Origin of the sequence: Numidum massiliense (assembly GCF_001375555.1) — a bacterium.
Lineage (GTDB): Bacteria > Bacillota > Bacilli > Thermoactinomycetales > Novibacillaceae > Numidum > Numidum massiliense.
This window is the reverse complement of the sequence record NZ_CTDZ01000009.1, coordinates 1,312,290-1,330,001: the sequence shown is the minus strand read 5'-3', so window position 1 is coordinate 1,330,001 and position 17,712 is coordinate 1,312,290. Positions and strand designations below refer to the sequence as shown.

Annotated in this window: 14 protein-coding genes; 2 read left to right on the top strand and 12 right to left on the bottom strand. The window is 52.9% G+C overall.

Annotated features, from left to right (window positions below; all coding sequences use genetic code 11):
* Nucleotides 1–39 precede the first annotated feature (39 nt).
* From BN1247_RS06795 to BN1247_RS06785, 3 genes are all read right to left on the bottom strand, one after another.
* Complete coding sequence (locus BN1247_RS06795) at nucleotides 40–1,482, bottom strand: alkaline phosphatase family protein (RefSeq protein WP_082415830.1); 1,443 nt, start codon at nucleotides 1,480–1,482, stop codon at nucleotides 40–42.
* Nucleotides 1,483–1,546: 64 nt separating this feature from the next.
* The gene (gene cysC / locus BN1247_RS06790) at nucleotides 1,547–2,089 is read right to left on the bottom strand and encodes an adenylyl-sulfate kinase (RefSeq protein ID WP_054949706.1); all 543 of its coding nucleotides are present in this window, start codon (nucleotides 2,087–2,089) and stop codon (nucleotides 1,547–1,549) included.
* A gap of 143 nt (nucleotides 2,090–2,232) precedes the next feature.
* Complete coding sequence (locus tag BN1247_RS06785) at nucleotides 2,233–3,303, bottom strand: CgeB family protein (protein ID WP_054949705.1); 1,071 nt, start codon at nucleotides 3,301–3,303, stop codon at nucleotides 2,233–2,235.
* Between the two features lie 204 nt (nucleotides 3,304–3,507).
* On the opposite strand from BN1247_RS06785, the gene BN1247_RS06780 reads away from it, so the two are divergent.
* Entirely contained in the window at nucleotides 3,508–4,878 is a 1,371-nt protein-coding gene (locus BN1247_RS06780) for a UDP-N-acetylmuramoyl-tripeptide--D-alanyl-D-alanine ligase (protein WP_082415829.1), read from the top strand.
* Between the two features lie 13 nt (nucleotides 4,879–4,891).
* Here the strand turns inward: BN1247_RS06780 and BN1247_RS06775 are convergent, their stop codons facing one another.
* The 4 genes from BN1247_RS06775 to BN1247_RS06760 all read right to left on the bottom strand — a co-directional run bounded on the left by BN1247_RS06775 (nucleotide 4,892) and on the right by BN1247_RS06760 (nucleotide 8,614).
* Nucleotides 4,892–5,632, bottom strand: coding sequence for a glycosyltransferase family 2 protein (locus BN1247_RS06775; protein ID WP_054949704.1), 741 nt, complete (start codon nucleotides 5,630–5,632; stop codon nucleotides 4,892–4,894).
* A gap of 121 nt (nucleotides 5,633–5,753) precedes the next feature.
* The gene (locus BN1247_RS06770; RefSeq protein WP_054949703.1) at nucleotides 5,754–6,944 is read right to left on the bottom strand and encodes a glycosyltransferase; all 1,191 of its coding nucleotides are present in this window, start codon (nucleotides 6,942–6,944) and stop codon (nucleotides 5,754–5,756) included.
* Nucleotides 6,945–6,975: 31 nt separating this feature from the next.
* Complete coding sequence (gene rfbD / locus BN1247_RS06765; protein WP_054949702.1) at nucleotides 6,976–7,842, bottom strand: dTDP-4-dehydrorhamnose reductase; 867 nt, start codon at nucleotides 7,840–7,842, stop codon at nucleotides 6,976–6,978.
* A gap of 37 nt (nucleotides 7,843–7,879) precedes the next feature.
* Nucleotides 7,880–8,614: a sugar phosphate nucleotidyltransferase gene (locus tag BN1247_RS06760; RefSeq protein ID WP_054949701.1), complete on the bottom strand. Its 735-nt coding sequence runs from the start codon at nucleotides 8,612–8,614 to the stop codon at nucleotides 7,880–7,882.
* Between the two features lie 250 nt (nucleotides 8,615–8,864).
* On the opposite strand from BN1247_RS06760, the gene BN1247_RS06755 reads away from it, so the two are divergent.
* Entirely contained in the window at nucleotides 8,865–10,202 is a 1,338-nt protein-coding gene (locus tag BN1247_RS06755; protein ID WP_054949700.1) for a UDP-N-acetylmuramoyl-tripeptide--D-alanyl-D-alanine ligase, read from the top strand.
* Between the two features lie 167 nt (nucleotides 10,203–10,369).
* Here the strand turns inward: BN1247_RS06755 and BN1247_RS06750 are convergent, their stop codons facing one another.
* From BN1247_RS06750 to BN1247_RS06725, 5 genes are all read right to left on the bottom strand, one after another.
* On the bottom strand, nucleotides 10,370–12,976 hold the full coding sequence (locus BN1247_RS06750; RefSeq protein ID WP_054949699.1) for a YheC/YheD family protein: 2,607 nt from the start codon (nucleotides 12,974–12,976) through the stop codon (nucleotides 10,370–10,372).
* 140 nt (nucleotides 12,977–13,116) lie between these two features.
* A complete protein-coding gene (locus BN1247_RS06745; protein WP_074011067.1) occupies nucleotides 13,117–13,833 on the bottom strand; it encodes a DnaD domain-containing protein in 717 nt (238 codons plus the stop codon).
* A 263-nt stretch (nucleotides 13,834–14,096) separates the two neighbouring features.
* On the bottom strand, nucleotides 14,097–15,329 hold the full coding sequence (hmpA, locus tag BN1247_RS06740; RefSeq protein WP_054949698.1) for an NO-inducible flavohemoprotein: 1,233 nt from the start codon (nucleotides 15,327–15,329) through the stop codon (nucleotides 14,097–14,099).
* 229 nt (nucleotides 15,330–15,558) lie between these two features.
* Nucleotides 15,559–16,524, bottom strand: a complete 966-nt coding sequence (locus BN1247_RS06735; protein WP_054949697.1) for a pyridoxal-phosphate dependent enzyme — start codon at nucleotides 16,522–16,524, stop codon at nucleotides 15,559–15,561.
* 510 nt (nucleotides 16,525–17,034) lie between these two features.
* The gene (locus BN1247_RS06725) at nucleotides 17,035–17,454 is read right to left on the bottom strand and encodes a hypothetical protein (protein ID WP_054949695.1); all 420 of its coding nucleotides are present in this window, start codon (nucleotides 17,452–17,454) and stop codon (nucleotides 17,035–17,037) included.
* Between the last annotated feature and the right edge of the window lie 258 nt (nucleotides 17,455–17,712).

The following is a 17,712-nucleotide window of genomic DNA, read 5'->3' as shown; positions in this document are numbered from 1 at the left end:
GACGGTTTTTTTAGTAGAGGCTGCTAAATGTGGTACAGATTACACACTATTTGCGAGAAGCGGCAGCACTTTTCCGCGCATCGCTCGCGTCGCCGCGATGCCGAACTGACGCAACACAGTTGGCGCGATGTCGTAAATGCTGGCCTTTTGCAGGAGGCTACTCCTGTTTGTGCGTGTGGGTCGCTGCGATCGTTGCTGAGACTGGCTCTGCAGTCGCTTTAAATAAGTACCGATGACGATCCCCTCATAATCGTGATTAGCCCCGTCTGGCCCGATGTCGTTTTTGTAAACGTCCAACGTGTTATGCCCGACACTGCCGATTGCGCGCCAATACAGATCGCCGAAGTAAACGAGTAAATCGGGTGGAATATTTCTCGTGCGCCGATATATTTTACTCGGCTTAAACACTTTTGTCGGTAGCGGTTTCCCGTTTTCCGTCTCTAGGCCGCGCAATTTCTCAATAAGCGTGTTGCGTACAACTTCGTAGCGGTTTGACGGTATAATCCCGTGCGGTTCTCGTCCTTTCACGTTCAAGTTTAAGCGTCCGTAATAGCCACCTTGTCCCCAGGCGCGCGTCTTGCGCCAATCGACCATGTCCGCCGTAAGCGGGGTCACTGTTTGCACAGGCTGTTTCAAGACGAGCAACCGTTCGCGTATGAGCCACTCATTCAAGCAGAACCCCCCGTCCATCCGCTTTGCCCCGTGATCGGAAACGACGAGCACGAGCGTGTCCGGCGGGAAGTGTGACAGCAACTGGCCGATTTGTCCGTCGACAAATTTGTAGTAGTCGTAGATCGCATGGCGGTAAGACGAGTGTGGGACGTGAAGGACGTGTTTTTCATCCATATAGTGCCAAAAGGCATGATGAATACGATCCGTCCCCATCTCGACCATCATAAAAAAGTCCCACGGCTTCGTACGCACGAGATGTGACGCGAGCCGAAAGCGCTTTTCGGTCATTGCGTAAATTTGCTTTAGTATATGGGACGTATCAGAGGTACGGAAGTTTTCGACGTCGAATGCGTAGTCGCCGACGACACGGACGACTTCGGCCGCAAGCTCTTTAGGATACGTGTACGTCGTGTGCGTACCTGGTGTCAAAAAACAAGAAACCGCACAGCCGTTGAGCGATTTCGGTGGAAATGACGGTGGCACGCCGAGGACGATCGACTTATAGCCACGCCGCCCGAGGATGTCCCAAATTGCCGGTGCCTTCAATGAACGACTGTCGACGATCGTCTCATTCGCGTAATCGTAACTGCCGCGGTTGCGGAAGCCGTAAATCCCGAGTTGCCCGGGGTCTTGACTCGTTACCATCGACGCCCACGCCGGAACAGTTATTGGCGGATTCGTACTACGTAGCCTCCCGTAAACACCGTGCGCCATCAGGCGCCGTAAATGGGGCAGGTTCTTTGTCCACTCGTTAAACACGAGGTCGGGGGCGGCGCAGTCTAAGCCGATAACGACTACTTTTTTTCGCATACGTACCACCTATTTCAATGTCATTCGATCAAGTTGTAGCTACAACGTTCCCTCATGTTTTTTTCTAGGCGTCTTCCCTCGGAATAAAGCCGTTTTCCTCCAAATAGCGCACGACGTTTAAGGCACTCTCCACGGCCGTCTCACGGTCGGTCTGAAGCGCGAGATCGGGGTTTAACGGTGGCTCATACGGATCGCTAATCCCCGTAAACTGGGAGATTTCCCCGTTTAACGCCTTTTTGTACAGTCCTTTAACGTCGCGGTCGACGCACGTCTCTAACGGACAACTGACGTATACTTCGCGAAAACTGCGAATGATTGCCCGTGCTCTGTCCCGCATTTCTCGGTACGGTGAAATGAAGGCGGCGAGAACGATAATGTCGTGTTTACAGAGCAAATCTGCGACAAACGCTGAACGTTCGACATTCGTCAAACGGTCCTGGCGGCTAAACCCGAGATCTTTCGTCAAATACTGCCTGACGACATCGCCGTCTAACCGTTCCACAGCAACGCCGCGTTCTCGAAGAATGACTTCAACCTGTTGAGTGATCGTCGTTTTACCTGCCCCGGACAAACCGGTCAACCACAAAGTAACTCCGCATTGTTTCACAGCTGTTGTCTCCTTTATATGCGTTCAAAATATTTAAACGTCATCTAGAAACAATTTACGGTGGACAGGAGGCGGCAGGAACGTCCCTCGCCCACCTTTTCACCCAAAAAAACGTTTTTTTTATAGTTGTTACCCCATGTCGGTTATAAAGGCGTTGTTTCACCGGTTACTGTTACATCATGCTGATCGCTGCGGTGAAATTTTTTTAAAACGGCACAAAGTTTCTCGATGCGATGCACGTACTGATGCGCCTGTAACGTTTCCCGGTAAACGTCCGTAGCGATTGCCACTCGGCGTTTAATTCGCGGCAAGTAGTACGTCATTAAGCGAATCGCGTCACCGACCGAACGAAACGAAAGTATACGTGACTTTCCACTACGATCTTGCGCTGGATAAAGAGAAGATAAATCGGGTCGGTATTGCACGAGTTGGAAAGCGGCACAAGCGGCGACTTCGAACGTCCGGTTGTTCGGAGTATTCGCTGCCACCCCGGCCCGGTTAAGCTTTAAATACTCGTCCCGCGGCGAGCGGTTTAAGTTGAGGACGATTTTGGCGCCGTTGTAGTAGTTATTCGCTTCGGCAACCGACACCCAGTGCGGGCGCACAACGACGCGTTTTCGCACGCACCCCCGCGCAGGCGACTTAAGGAACACGTCGGCACGGTCCCATCCCGGGCCGACGAGGCAGAGCTTTGTACGAGTCAGGTAGGGCAGTAACTGTCGTACCCAGCGGCGGCGGTTGTTAAAAGCGGTCCCTAACACTAAAACGTCACTGTGGTACCGCGCCGGAACGGTTTGGCGAGGAAAAAAATCGGTTGGATCGACGCCGAGAGGCAGATGGTGCACGCACTGACAGCCGTGTGCACGGTAGACGGGAACCGCGGCCGACTCATTCGTAAAGACGACGTCAACGTATTTCCCGACGGTGCGCGACCAGTCGCTGTAATACGGATCGTCTGTCATCCAAGCGATTTTCGGAATGCGCGGCACGCGTTTAAGCTGCTGCCAATTGTCCGCGCCGAGACGCCAGCCCATTAACACGAGGATGAAATCCGGATTTGTGTCAGCAACTAACGACGGGAGTCGCTCCCGAAAGGACTCTTCCGCTGCGAGTGGCGTCACTTCCACTTGTAACTTTTGGAACGCGCGCAACACTGCTCGGTCGATCGGGGCAAACGGACGTTTAATGCCCGATGGAACGACAATACCTCGCAAACCGTCTCCCCTCCTCGCCTTTACAGGCTTATTACTATGTATTCGCAGGAACTCTTTTTTGCGCCGGGACGACCGTCTATTTGCTCCTTCCCAAATACGTTTGCTTTAAGAAGGATCTCGCTCCAATCGAGATATGCATCTAACACCAGCCAAAACCGGCCGACATATGTTGATACATGACCATTTTTTGGTGGGGTGAAGCACATGTTTCCGTTAAACGTGCATTCGTTAGCCAACATCGTGGGAGGAAGACTGCTGCGCGGAAACGCTGTAGCACCGATTAACGGCGCTCTATACGGGCGTGTGAAAGAGCTGCGCCCGGGGATCGCTTTTTTCATGCAACTGTCCGGACGCGTGCAAGAGCAGCTGACGGCACTGCATAACGAGCGCTGTACGGTCGTCGTCACCACTCGTGCGTTCGTGGCACGCATGCCGCAGCGCTGTGCCGTCATCGCCGTCGGCAACCCGTATGAGGCGTTCTGGCGATTAGTAAAATGGCAGCGCGCCAGGTCATCCGCCTTCTTCATCGGAATTACTGGCAGCGCAGGCAAAACGACGACGAAAGAAATGCTCGCCTCCGTACTCATTCGTAAATACCGCACCTTGAAATCGTACAGTAACATGAATGTATTCGCCTATGTGCCTCACCACTTGCTGCGCCTCGCGCCGAGCCATCGAATGGCCGTGCTGGAAATGGGAATGGGCAGTTTCGGCAATATTCGCGCACAGTGTCGTGTCGTACGCCCACAGATGGGGATCATTACGAATGTCGGGGAAGCGCACGCCGGCAATTTAGGCAGTTCACTCGCCGGGGTAGTGAAAGCGAAGCAAGAAATGGTCGACGGAGTCGTTGCGGGAGGAACGCTCCTGTTAAACGCCGACGATCGCGGCACACAAAAACTGTCGACGCAGTCGTTTCGCGGCACGATTATTCGCTACGGCATCCGCAAGCCAGCACACGTTCGCGCGACCGACGTGCGCTACGTCCAGAGTGGCATGGCGTTTACCGTCGGGCGAACACCGTTTTTCATTCCGAGTTTTGGGCGGCACAACGTGTACAACGCCTTAGCCGTCATCGCAGCGGCGAGACAGCTCGGCGTTCCCGACAATCTGATTCAACATGGACTGCGCCACTACGAGAGACCGTACCGTCGCTTGCAACAAATGCGCGGTATTAAGCAATCTTTGCTCATTAACGATACGTACAACGCGAATCCGACGGCTGCGATTCAAGGGTTGCGCGTTTTAAACCACGTGGCCAACGGGCGACCGACGGTGGCGGTCATCGGCGACATGCTCGTGCTCGGACAGCTCAGTCAACAAGGCCACCGTCGCGTCGGCAAATTTATCGCGAAAAAAAAGATCGGCACACTCGTCACGATCGGCAAACAGGCGCGCCAAGTCGCCGTCGGCGCACAAAAAAAAGGCATGCCAGCTGCGCGCATTTATTCGTTCGAAACGGTCAGACAAGCACACAACTTTCTTAGGCAGCACATGCCTCAGCGGACGGTCGTCTATTTCAAAGCTTCCCACGCAACCGGTTTAAATCAACTCGTCACTGCGCTACGCGTTTAAAACCTGAACCGACTCACTTCCTCCTCCACTTATACGAATAATACTGTCGGTTTTGGCGCAGTATTTTTTGGAATTCGGCCCGACCGCGTCGGCTAAAACTTTTGTTGCCGAAGTGGTGCACATACGTGTCCCCCGCGATCCAACATGTAAAACCCGCTCCCAGCGCACGCCGACAGTAATCGTTGTCCTCATACGTCCCTGCACCGAAACGCTCGTCGAACAAACCGATGCTCCGGACGAGCTCTTGCGTCAACACCATGCAAAACCCGGACAGTAATGGCGTTTTGCGCCACTTGGCCGGATCGGGACGGTTGTGCTGCTGACTAAAACGGTGAATTTCACTTAGCGACGTCAGATCTGTGCGCAACTTTTGCCGTTTGAGCACGCGGTTAGACAGCGGACCGACGATCCCGGCGCCTTCCCGCTGCTGCAACAGTTGCAACTGATTGTCCAGCCATCGGTGCGAAGGAACGGTATCGTTATTTAACAGCGCGATGTAGGTCCCTTTAGCTGCGTCCATGCCGCAGTTTACCCCTGCGGCAAATCCCCGGTTAACGTCGTTTTCTAGTAGGCGAATCCGCCCGCGATCTCGTAACTGCCGTAAATGGGCAAGCGACTCATCGGTGGAGCCGTTGTCTACGACGATCACTTCGTGTGCGGCATCGGTGTGTTGCTGCAAGCTGCGCAAGCACAAGCTCGTGTATTTCCATTCATTGTGTGTCAAAATAACGATACTGACGAGCGTTCTGACCATGGTGCGCCCTCCTTCGCCTCATTTATTTCTACACTCCCACTACTAAATGACATAAAACATTATGCCAAACTAAGTAATAGAAATTTATGCCGAAAAACTTGGCAATGAGTAACTCGGGATTTTATGTGAGTGATTCGTACAAGGCGAGCCACTGTGCCGCAATATGCGTGTCACGGTAATACGTATCGTATAAGGCAAAGGCGTTGCACCCGAACTGATGCAACATCTGCCGCTCTTTGGCCAGCAGACGTAAATAGGCACTTAAGTCCGATTGTAAACGTTCGCAAGATAGCAAGCAGCCCGAATGCATATGTTTGACCAATTCCGGGTGATCGCCACACATGGTCGTTACGATCGGTATGCGTAACGCCATCGCATGGAGGTGTAACCGGTTGAGCGAAACGTCGGGCACTTGGTCGGTTATGACGACGTCCGCACGATTCCAAGCCGCGACGTCAGACGCCGCAACGTATGTAACCGTATGCCCCGCTTGCCGCAGCCGCCACACCGTCCGTCGCACGTTTTTGCGCAGTGCAGCTGGCACGCGACTAGCCTCGGAACGTATTTGTGCCTTTGCTGCGAACAGATGCGAAGCGCCCGCTACTGGAGACGAATCGTGCCAAGTCGACCCATGCGCGCCAGTGGCGAGTAACCAATGAAATTTATGACGGTAACGGGACAGCTCGCCTACACCGTTCCACAAGCGGTTCGTCGTCGCGACTAAGGGCAACAAGATCGTGAGCGAGCCGCAGAGTCCCTTCCCTCCCTGTTCGCCTGTCTCCCGGGTAGTCTCTCGCGACTCGGACAGCACCTCGCTACGATTTACCCGTGCCACCTGGCGGCTAACGGTCGGAAAAATGGTCGTTACCCGTCGTAAACCGCGTCGACGTAACGTTTCGCGTGAAAAATAATTCGGGACGACGACGTGTGAAGCAGGCGTTCGCTGCGGAAAATCGCGCGGTAAGTCGCGCAAGTGGCACATGACGTACACGTGGTACACGTTGTGAGCGCAGGCTACGACATTTTTTTCGCTGTAACATGTCTGTGGCAACATACGTTCCCACTGCAGGACGACAGGCCCGTCGCAAGCCCGCGTAGCTACTTTTTTCTGCAATGCTGTACGCAAGTTCTCCCATACGCGTGCAGTGCCAGTAGTTGCCGTTTGTTCATCTGCAACGACGGTTTCCCCAGAAAGGTGCGTTTTCGGCGATTGTCTCGTTCGAGTAACCGCTTGTATTCGTTGTATTTCCTTCGGTGTAAGAACCGATGAGTTTTGTTTGTCCCTAGAAGAGACAACGCGAATAATGTGCACGGCTTTTCACCTAAATCCAAAGAAGTTTATGTTATTTTATATGACACTCCCCGCTTTTTCCTTCCCATTCTTGCAAAAAGGCGCTCATCCCTTCCCGCCAGTGCGGCAACGAAGCGATGCATTGCGCTGCTAGACTTAGCGACTGCAGCGTAGAAAAACGCGGACGGCGTGCGCTGCGCCCCAGTTCCTGTGACGAAATTGGTAAGATGCGAGCCTTCAGTCGTAACCGCTCGACGATACTTTGTGCGAACTCATACCACGTACACGAGCCACGATTCGCGAGATGGTACGTACCGTAATAGCGTGTAGCTACGAGCTCACCGATTTTGGCCGCAAGGTGTCCGGCATATGTCGGGGAACCGGTCTGGTCATTGACGACGGCGATATCCCCGCCTTTCCGCGCCTTGGCGACAATCGTTTTTACGAAGTTGTTACCGTGAACGCCGTACAGCCAGGCGGTGCGCAAAATAAAATGCGAGCGACATAACTGGCGCACGAACTGCTCCCCCGCTTCTTTTGAGCGTCCGTAGACGTTAAGCGGCCTCGTCGTGTCCCACTCGTCATAACCCGCCTCTTTTTCTCCGTCGAAGACGTAGTCGGTACTAATGTAGGCGAGTGCAATGCCGCATTCGCCACACACTGCCGCAACGTTGCGCGTGCCGTATGCGTTGACGGCAAACGCCGTCGCCGCATCTTTCTCACACTGATCGACTGCCGTATAGGCGGCGCAGTGCACGACGACGTCCGGCGCTTCCCGTTCGACAATCTGCCGTGTCGCCGCCTCGTCGGTTACATCCCACATTGCTCGCGTAAAAGGGCGCACACAATGCACCGAACTTAGCCTCTTAGCGATTTCCCGTCCGAGCTGCCCACCGGCGCCGTTTACTAATATTTTCACGGTCACCCTCCCACTGTTAATTTATAGATAACGCTAGTCACTCGGCAGCAGGAAACGGTAATTCCGTCTTTGCCGCGTATGCATTCGCAGCCAAGAGCGACTCGTGGGTCCCAGCATCCGACCACCAGCCAGACAAAATATCGTACGTTAACGCGTTTTGCTTAATGTATAAATTATTGATGTCTGTCACTTCGTATTCTCCGCGCGCTGAAGGCTCGAGTGTGTCGAACATCTCGAACACTTGCGCATCGAACATGTAAATACCAGTCACACAGTAAGAACTTTTCGGTTGGGACGGTTTTTCCTCAATCGAAACGACCCGCCCTTGTGCGAGCTCTGCCACTCCGAACCGCTCGGGGTGATCCACTTTTTTAAGCAACAACTTCGCGCCGCGCGCTTGGGTGCGAAACTTGTCGACGTAAGGTCGCAAATCGTCTGCAAACACGTTGTCCCCCAACAACACGACCGACCGCTCTCCACCGACAAACGTCCGGGCCATACTCAGCGCTTGAGCAATGCCTTGCGGCTTGTCCTGAACGCGATACGTAAACTGAGCCGAAAACGCCTGCCCACTGCCGAGTAAGCGGACGACGTCACCGATGTGCCGGGTGCCCGTAATAATCATAATGTCGCGAATGTCCGCGGCGACGAGCTTTGCAATCGGGTGATAAATCATCGGGTACTTACCTACCGGGAGCAAGTGCTTATTCGTTACTTTTGTCAGCGGGTAAAGCCGCGAACCGGTCCCACCCGCCAAAATGACCCCTTTCATCACTGTATCCCCCTCGTCAAGATCGCTATTATCGTATGCGGGTGGATGGCTGCGCGCGTTTTGTACGGCTTAATTTCCGCACGTGACCCCATGCGCTGCGCGAAGATGGGCGTAGGACCTAACACTGCCTTTCCAAAAAAACCATATTATAAGTTGAGTAGTAAACGTTCACGCCACAAAGCGTGTGAGGGGGGCGTTTCTCCTGAAATCGATATCACTCCGCCATCTGTGTCGCGTCATAAGCGGCAAGATGATTCGCGGTGACGAAAATCGCACCGTATCTGTCGTCAATTACGGCAAACCGAAGTACATTAGCCGGCGGCAAGTGTATTTCTTCGGTAAAAAAACGGCAGTCGACCAACAACTGGCTGCTGTAAGACAGGCTGTTCCCGTCGCTGTCGTCGTTCCGAGTCATTATAGCCGCCTTGCCTTTCCGAAAGAGTGTGCGGTTATAGAAACGAAAGATCCCTATCTCGCTTTTTGGCGGTTAGGACTGTGGAATTTTCGGCAGATCCCAGTTAAGGTCGCTGCCGTTACCGGCAGTGCGGGAAAATCGACGACGATCGCGATGATCGCTTCGGTTTTAAAAAAGAAATACCGGATTGTAGCGACGACGAACAACTTGAATACAGTTAGTTTTTTACCGACATATTTGTGCCGACTTTCTCCGGGTCACAACGTCTTGTTATTAGAAATGGGCATGAAATCGTTGAACAACATTGCCCGCCAGTGCCGCGTCGTCCGTCCCCAGTTCGGTGCGGTGACGAATGTCGGCGAGGCCCACTTCGGCAGTCTCGGCGGATCACAAAACATTTTGCGCGCAAAACAAGAACTCGTCGACGGGATGCGTGCCGGCGGTGTACTGTTCCTAAACGCGGACGACGCGCGCTCTAGGCAATTACGCATTGAACGCACCGAGGCAAGAGTTTTCCGCTTTGGGATGCACCGTTCCGCGCACATTGTGGCATCGAATGTGCGCTACGCGTCTAACGGCATGACCTTTCAAGTCAGTTTTAATAACAAACCGTACGCCTTCAGCATTCCGGTCTTTGGCGTGCACAACGTGTACAATGCGCTTGCTGCCATCGGAATGTGTTACACGATGGGCATTGATCCGGCTCTTATTCAACGCGGTTTAGCCGAATATAAGCAGCCGAGCATGCGGCTACAATTCGTGCGAGGGAAAAAGGGTACTCTGCTCATTAATGACGCGTGGAACGCTAATCCGACAGCGATGATTGCCGGTCTGCAAGTGCTAACCGCCGTCGCGAAAAAGCGCTACTCGATTGCCGTCCTCGGCGATATGTTGGAGCTCGGCAGTTATTCCCACCGCGCCCACGAGCGCGTCGGGGAATACATCGCCAACCATCCCGTCGACCAATTAGTCACCGTCGGATCGAAAGCGAAGGAGATTGCTGGCACCGCGATCGCTAAAGGTTATAGCAAGCAGAAGGTAGCCAACTTTTCCACGCGGGACAGTGCTCTCCACTATTTAAAAAACGCACCGCCTAACAGTATCATTTATTTTAAAGCATCGCGAAAATGGCACTTCGAAAAATTGGTGAAAGCATTAAAAAGTAACGAATGAATACAAATGAGCTGTTGACCGCTAACAGCTTTTATTTTTTTGCCTTTTTTGCACACAAAAAAACTGCCTACCGGTAAGTGTTCACAACGTGACGACGTGTCGTTTAGACGTGTCGTTTAAAGATTGTGTGTGAACACCAGTTACCTGTAGGCAGTTATCTCATTTTTTTAACTAATACTAGCGGAGGCACACTTCCGATCGGCCGCGTGCTGGAGGACATCTCGGTACAATTGTTCGTAATCGGCAGCGACACGTTCCCAAGTAAACATGTCTAGGGTGCGCTGACGCCCTGCCATCCCGAGCCGTTTCCGCAACGTGCCATCGGTTAGCAGTGCCGCGATCCGCTCCGCCAACTGGCCGACCGACGACCTGGCGGGGAGTACATAACCAGACTCTCCGTGTACGACGACTTCGCTAATGCCCCCGCGGTCGTAAGTGATGACCGGTAAACCGCTGGCCATCGCTTCGACGTTCACAAGGCCGAACGCTTCACTGCCGAGCGACGGTGTCACGACGACGTCGGCGACCGTATAATAGTGATGAATGTCCTCTGCGGAGACGAACGGCACCCAGCGAATGCGTCCGTTTAGCTTCTCGGCCATCTGCTTTAGCTTGTGCACGTAAGGCGTTACTGTATTTCTACCGTAAAAGCTCCCGCCGACGACGACTAACATGACGTTGGGCACTTGCACAAGAACGCGTTCCATGGCGGCGATGAGACGGTGGACACCTTTTTGCGGGATGAGGCGCCCGACGAACAGGACTGTCGGTTCGTTCGCGAGCGAAAGCGTCTTCCGCAAACGTCGCCGTTCGGCTTGCCGCTCGGTCTGCGTCTCGTCGATGGGTCTGAACGTGTCCTGCGCGACCCCCAAATGGATGTGGGTGACGATTCGTTCGTAGCGGGGTGCTAATTTTTGCAGTTCTCGTTGTAAAAAGCGGCTGTTAGCAACGACGCGATCACAGGCGGCAAAAATGCGCTGTAGCTGGCGTGGCGAAAGCACCGCCGGACGGCAATACGTCAGTGAGTGCAGCGAAAGAATGATGCGGGCGTGAGGAAACGCTCGCCGTAACGCGGGAACGTATTTCGGCCTATTTTCCACTTGCACAATCGATGTCGGAAAACGGCGCATTTGGCCAATGGCGTGCAGCAAATAGTTCGCTTTCCGGGGCACACGGATTAAGCCGATCGGAGACCCGTTCGCGGTACCGTCCTCGTGCGCAGAGTCGTCCTCGTGTGCGGCACCGCCTTCGTGCCCAGGAACATCGGACGTTCCAACCGTTTGTACATGGATGCCGCGCGCAAATAGTTGTTCGGCTAGCCGGGTGGCGACAGTCTCCACCGATCCCCCGCGGCCCGCAGGGACAGGAAAGGCACCGGGAGTTAAAATAGTGACCGCCATCTCCTCACCGACATCACGGGCACGTCGTTCGCCCCCGATACGTCGCTCTACATTGGAGCGCCTCTTATCACCTGTACATCGCTCTTCGTCGGTGTGCTTTTCGTCACTCGTACGTCGCTCTACACTGATGCGCTTTTCGTCACCGTTACGTTGCTCTTTACTCGTCTGCCACTCGTCGCTCATGCGTTGCTCGTCGCTTGCCGCTGCGGCCTGGCCACTCGTGCATGGCCCATCACCGCCGCTCAACTCGCCTATAACCGTGGATTTGCTGCTCGCTGCCCGCGCGGCGCCTGCCCGGGTTTGCAGCTGCTGCTGCAATAAAAACGACGCGTACGCCAGTGGACGGCGAAACGTGTTATGCCACATCTCCCACTCCGCGGCGTGCCGGAACGTAATGCGCAAATCGCGCCCGTTCACTTCGAGAAACCAAATGTGTCCTTTCTCGTCGACAGCGAGATCCAACCCGAGATCGGCACAGCGCCGATCACCTTGCGCTAAGTGGGTCGCGATGCGGATGCCGAGCTGCCCCATTTGTTCATAAATTCCCACCGCCCGCTTCGGGAAAAGCTGTTCGAGTACCGGAAGTGCACGACAACACGTGCCGCCGGCGGCGACATTCGTCACGATCGCTTGCGCGATGCCGCGCCGGGCGACTATACCTGATAAGCCCCATTTGCCGTCAACCCCTTTTTGTACGGACACGCGAAAATCGACCGGCCGCTCCGCAAGCTGAATGAGCGGGACTGCGCGTTGTATGACGTAGCGGCTGCCACACTTTTTTTGTAAAAGCGCGAGGACGTCTTCTTGCGGGAGGACTCGCTCGTGAATGGCACCGCTTTTTTGCCAACTGAGTTGCACGTTCTCATCGTTAAGCAGCATACATTTAACGATCCCTTGCCCTAAACTTTTGGCGAACGGCTTCACATAAACTGCCGCATATTCCTTCAGCATCCGTTCGACGTTTTCGGGAGTCAGACGAGACGTTTGCGGCAGGTGCGGACACAATTCCCGACTGGTGCATAGCGTGCGATAGACGTGCCACTTGTTAAAGTAATTGCTACCGTTAAATACGTCGGTTTGTGGGACGGCGAGCAGCCGCTTGAGTAGCCCGTCATACCGCGGGCTTAAACGGGTGCGGTTGTGTATGACTGACGGGAGCGGCACGGTGTGGCGGACGTAATGGTAGCCGCGGCGCGAGGCGACGTTCACGAGCAAACGATCAAAATCTATATCGTACAAGGAGAAAAAGACGGGGTGCATCGCGTGTTCCTGTGCGTATTTTTCATACAGTGCGAGAACTTCGTACGTTTTTTTGCCCGCTAAACACGCCTTTAAGTTCGTTGCACTAAGTAAAATGCCGACATTTTGCTTCATAGAACCACTCCTGAATGACCCGTGAGTTAGATACTAGACCAGAGAGGTTACTACGCTAGGTACTCTCATATAATTGTATGGCCTGATTTAAGTTTGGTCACGGGTACAGCTGGCTATTATCGCCTCAGGAGAGGTAGTTTTTATGATTTCACCCAATTGTAAAACGGAAAATCGTCCGTTTCTCGCCGCGGCGTAACGCCTTGGTAGATCGCCCCTTTTTTGCGGAAATTGCGGGCGTACTGTTGCGCCTGTTCGACGGTGTGCACGCGGTTCCGCTTCCACTCTAGCAAAATGCGGTCAATGTAACGAAAGTTTAATTTTCCAGCAAAGACCGCTTCTTTTAAAGCAGCCAAAATCAACTCGTCGGGCAGCCCGTCTTCGTCTAACCATTTAACTAACGTCTCACATTCCATTGGGGATAAGGGGCGGCCAAACTCCGCCTCGAATGTCGTCAATATTCCCGTTTCGCGCGCTTCTTGCGCCTCTGCGAGCTGTTTACTCCCTTCTGCGGTATAACAATCCGCTAATTTTTCATACAGCGGTTGTAAGTCGTACCGCTCTGTGCGCAGCCCTTGTGCGTCGGTGTCATTGACGATCCCTATGTAACGTTTGCTAACGAGTTGTTGCAAAGACTGGACTAACTCGTGTTCGGGAACAGTCATACGCTCTTGTAACTCGTGTATAGTAGGAAAGCTTTTTCCTTCGTTCGCTTGAAAAGAAAAGATGTGAATGAGTAGCATTGCTTCTACGTCGGACAACTGCAGTTTTTTATAAAACTTTAACAAGCCATGCGGGATATTCACAGTGCCGGACTGTAGGGTCGTTATCGTCAGTTCGCGAAAGTGATCACGGTTCATGTTGCATCCACCTCACCTTCATCATATCAACTGATCGGCGACTTTAACAGACTTGACAAATCGGATCGTCTTACCTTTACCTCTTTTAAGTACAAGACCCTATTCACTTCACCTTGACGACAAACGTATACGTCGCTTCCCCCGATATGTTCCCGTGATGTACCCGTGGAAAATATCTGAGCCAGAAAATAATAACAAGCTGCCGCTAAATAGTGCGACAGCCTGTGCTTTTTTTACGCCATAAGTTATACTTTTTCAAACTTTTAAGCCGTTACACGTTCTTTTTCCAAGTCGTCCGCTGGGCCGAAAAATTCAAAGCGGCGGCGTTCTTCGGGCACACCCCACGCTTTGAGCGCACTGTTCATCGCCTGCATAAACGGCACCGGTCCACAAAAGTAAAAGTCTGCTTCGTTATCACGTATAATCGACTGTAGCCACGGGAGATCGACGAACCCTTCTTTGTCGTAATTTTGTGCTTCCCGGTCAGATGCCGTCGGCTTTTCGTAACAGACGTAGTAGCTGACGTTGTCGTGCGCTGCTGCAAGCTGGGATACTTCCTCGTGCAAGGCGTGCACGTCTCCGTTTAACGCGGCATGGACGAATGTGACCGGACGCTCAGGTTGTCGTGCCACGACTGTATGCAACATACTGACGAGCGGCGTCAATCCCACCCCACCGCTTAAGAGGACAAGTGGACGTTCACTTTCGAGGTCGAGGACAAAGTCGCCTGCAGGTGCACTGAGAAGTAGTTCGTCACCTTCTTGCACCTGTTCGTGTAAATAGTTAGAGACAACCCCGTCGGCGACATCGCCCCCGTCTTCCCGTTTGACGCTTATACGGTAATAGTCGTGTCCCGGTGCGGCGGAGAGGCTGTATTGACGAATGTGCGTATACTTCTCGCCTTCGATGTTTAACTTTACGCTAATGTATTGGCCTGGCTCGTAGTGTGCGATCGCTTTGCCATCTTTCGGTTTTAAATAGAAGGAGGTAATGACGTCGCTTTCTGGAACCTTTTTCTCGACGACAAACAGTCTGAAGTCGGCCCAACCGCCACTTTGCTCAGCTGCTTGACGGTACATGTCGCGCTCCACCTCGATAAACGCCCCCGCAATGACGTCGTACGCCTCCGTCCACGCGGCGATCACTTCGTCTGACGCCGCCCCGCCTAATACTTCTTCCATCGCCAACAGTAAATGTTTTCCAACTATCGGGTAATGCTCTGGAAGCACGCCAAGGCTGCGGTGCTTATGTCCGACTTGTTTAACTACCGGCAGGATCGCTTCTAGCTGGTCGATGTTGGCCGCCGCTGCAAACACAGCGTTAGCAAGTGCTGTCTGTTGTCGACCAAGTTTTTGGTTTGTATGGTTAAAAATATTTAGCAATTCCGGATGATTCGCGAACATTAACTTGTAAAAGCAGGTCGTAATCTCCTTACCGCGTTCTTCTAAAACTGGTGCTGTCGCTTTCACGATCTCAATCGTACGTGCACTTAACATAACTAAGACCACCTTTTTCTTATGGTAGAACAAGTTACTATATATATAAATCTAGGATGTTCTAATGAAAAAAGCTGTGACATAAGTCACAGCATAAGTGGCAATATAGTGAACGTCGAACATCGCGATGCGGCCACACAGCTCCGTACGAAGACCGTTGCGGTAGTAAGAGTCGGTAGCGTCTTCTCGCTCGGTGTTTTCAACGTTTCGACGTTCGGCACCGACACATTTAGTCCCACAACCGCTTGAGCAATTCTGGTTCGACATTTCCCCCGCTAACGATGACGCCGACGCGTTCTAGTGACGACGGCACGTAGCCGGCGAGTAGCGCCGCCAGCGGTACGGCAGCCGACGGTTCGATAACGAGCTTTAGCCGCAACAAGGCGAAGCGCAACGCATCTAAAATTTGTTCCTCCGTCACCGTAAACACGCGCGCCACGTACCGCTGAACGAAGGGAAAAGTTATGGCGCCGGGCGTCGGCGAGCGAAGGCCGTCGGCAACGGTATTTGGCGGGGCAATGCTGACCCGCTCCCCAGCAGCGAGCGACTGCACCGTATCGTCGGCCATAGCTGGCTCCGCACCAAAAACAGTTGCCTCTTTGCTTACACCGTGCGTTGCAATCGCTGTCCCCGAGATGAGCCCGCCACCGCCAATCGGCGCGATGACCGCGTCGAGCTGCGGAACTTCCTCCCACAGCTCAAGTGCCGCCGTCCCAGCCCCGGCAATAATGTGCGGGTGGTCGTAAGGCGGGACGAGAGTCATATCCCGTCGTTCAGCCAAGGCGGCGGCCAGCGCTTCCCGATCCTCGCGTTGCCGATCGTAAAAAACGACTTCAGCACCGTACCCCTCTGTCGCGGCGACTTTTACTTTGGGTGCGTCTTGCGGCATGAAAATCACCGCGGGGACGTGAAGTAACTTCGCTGCGAGTGCCACCCCTTGTGCATGATTGCCCGACGAATAGGCGACCACACCGCGTCGGCGCACATCTAGCGGTAGTTGCGAGATGAGATTATATGCGCCCCGCAGTTTAAACGCACCCGCTCGCTGTAAACTTTCACACTTCAAATAGACGTCACAACCGACGATTTCATTTAACGTACGAGACGTCATCACCGGCGTTTGATGCACGACACCTTGTAGGCGCTCGTGCGCTGCACGGATGTCGCTAAGCGACACGTCGACATCGACAAGCACAGTTTCTCCCCCTGTCTTGCTCGCACACGTTTATTTGTGGCAATTGTCTTATCTCTACTTCCACTTTTATTTCTTTCCGATACCTCGTTATATATGCCTTCTCTTTTATTCCTCGGCCAATCCTGTTCGCGACTTTCTAAAAACGCAACGCACGTTCTTTAATTGGAGTTAAACAATGACCTCGCGTTAAACGATTCTATTAGACGAAAGGTTATGTAAGGGGGCACAAGGATCTAACAAACGTTGTTTTTCCATCATTGATGTAATAGTAGGGGGTTGTCTTATGCGTAGTAGCGAAGAACCTATTTTTTCTTGTTGAAGTAGTTTTCAGTGACTTGTAATTGCTGCTTCAGGATTCGTTTCCACAAGCCCCGTGGAATCTCTCCAGTGCCTTTTGAAACCTTCGTCCGGCGGATGTGTCCATCCGTAATTTTGCGGTAAAAATAGTGATCGGTATCCCTGTATAATTCCCAGCCATCCCGATCACAGAAACGCTTCAAATCTTTCCAGCTAGGCATCAATCAACCCCGCCACTTCCTGAACATCCTCATGCATCAACACATGGTACACATACGGAAAATGATCTTTCCGGTTCGGGGAGTTAAAGTACAGAAGGAAATCTTTTTCGTACTCCTGTGCGTATTCAACTAACTCTTCAGCTAAAGCTAGCTTCAGCTCGTCAACAGAAGCTGCATTCGCCACAATATCACTGATCTCTCGTAACGAGCCAGAGAAAGTACCGTCGTCTTCTTGTTCATACTCCACGCTAAAGCGGTAGCCGGAAAGCAACGCTAAAGCTTGGGCGTGAGACAACGCTAAAACAGTGTCACGGTTATGCCGTTGAATGGCACGAGGCCGCTCATAAATGACCCCGTTTAGAAACTTACTGAATTCCCGACGTGCGTCGGAAACACTGATCACAGATTGCATCAACAACCCCTCCTTCACCTCCACTTTAACACATTATGATCATTTTGTACATAATGTATGCAAAAAACAGCAAAAAAATACCTTCATGACATTGAGGTCGTAATCCGGTACAATGCTATCCTTTGCCGTTAGGTCCCGGAAGATTTCGGGAAAAAGGTGCCGTTTCACACGAATGCCTCTAAAAACCACTTTGTGCAATATATTAGTCTCGCCATCCTCCTGTCAGAGCGACGGACATCAATCAATCGACGAGATATG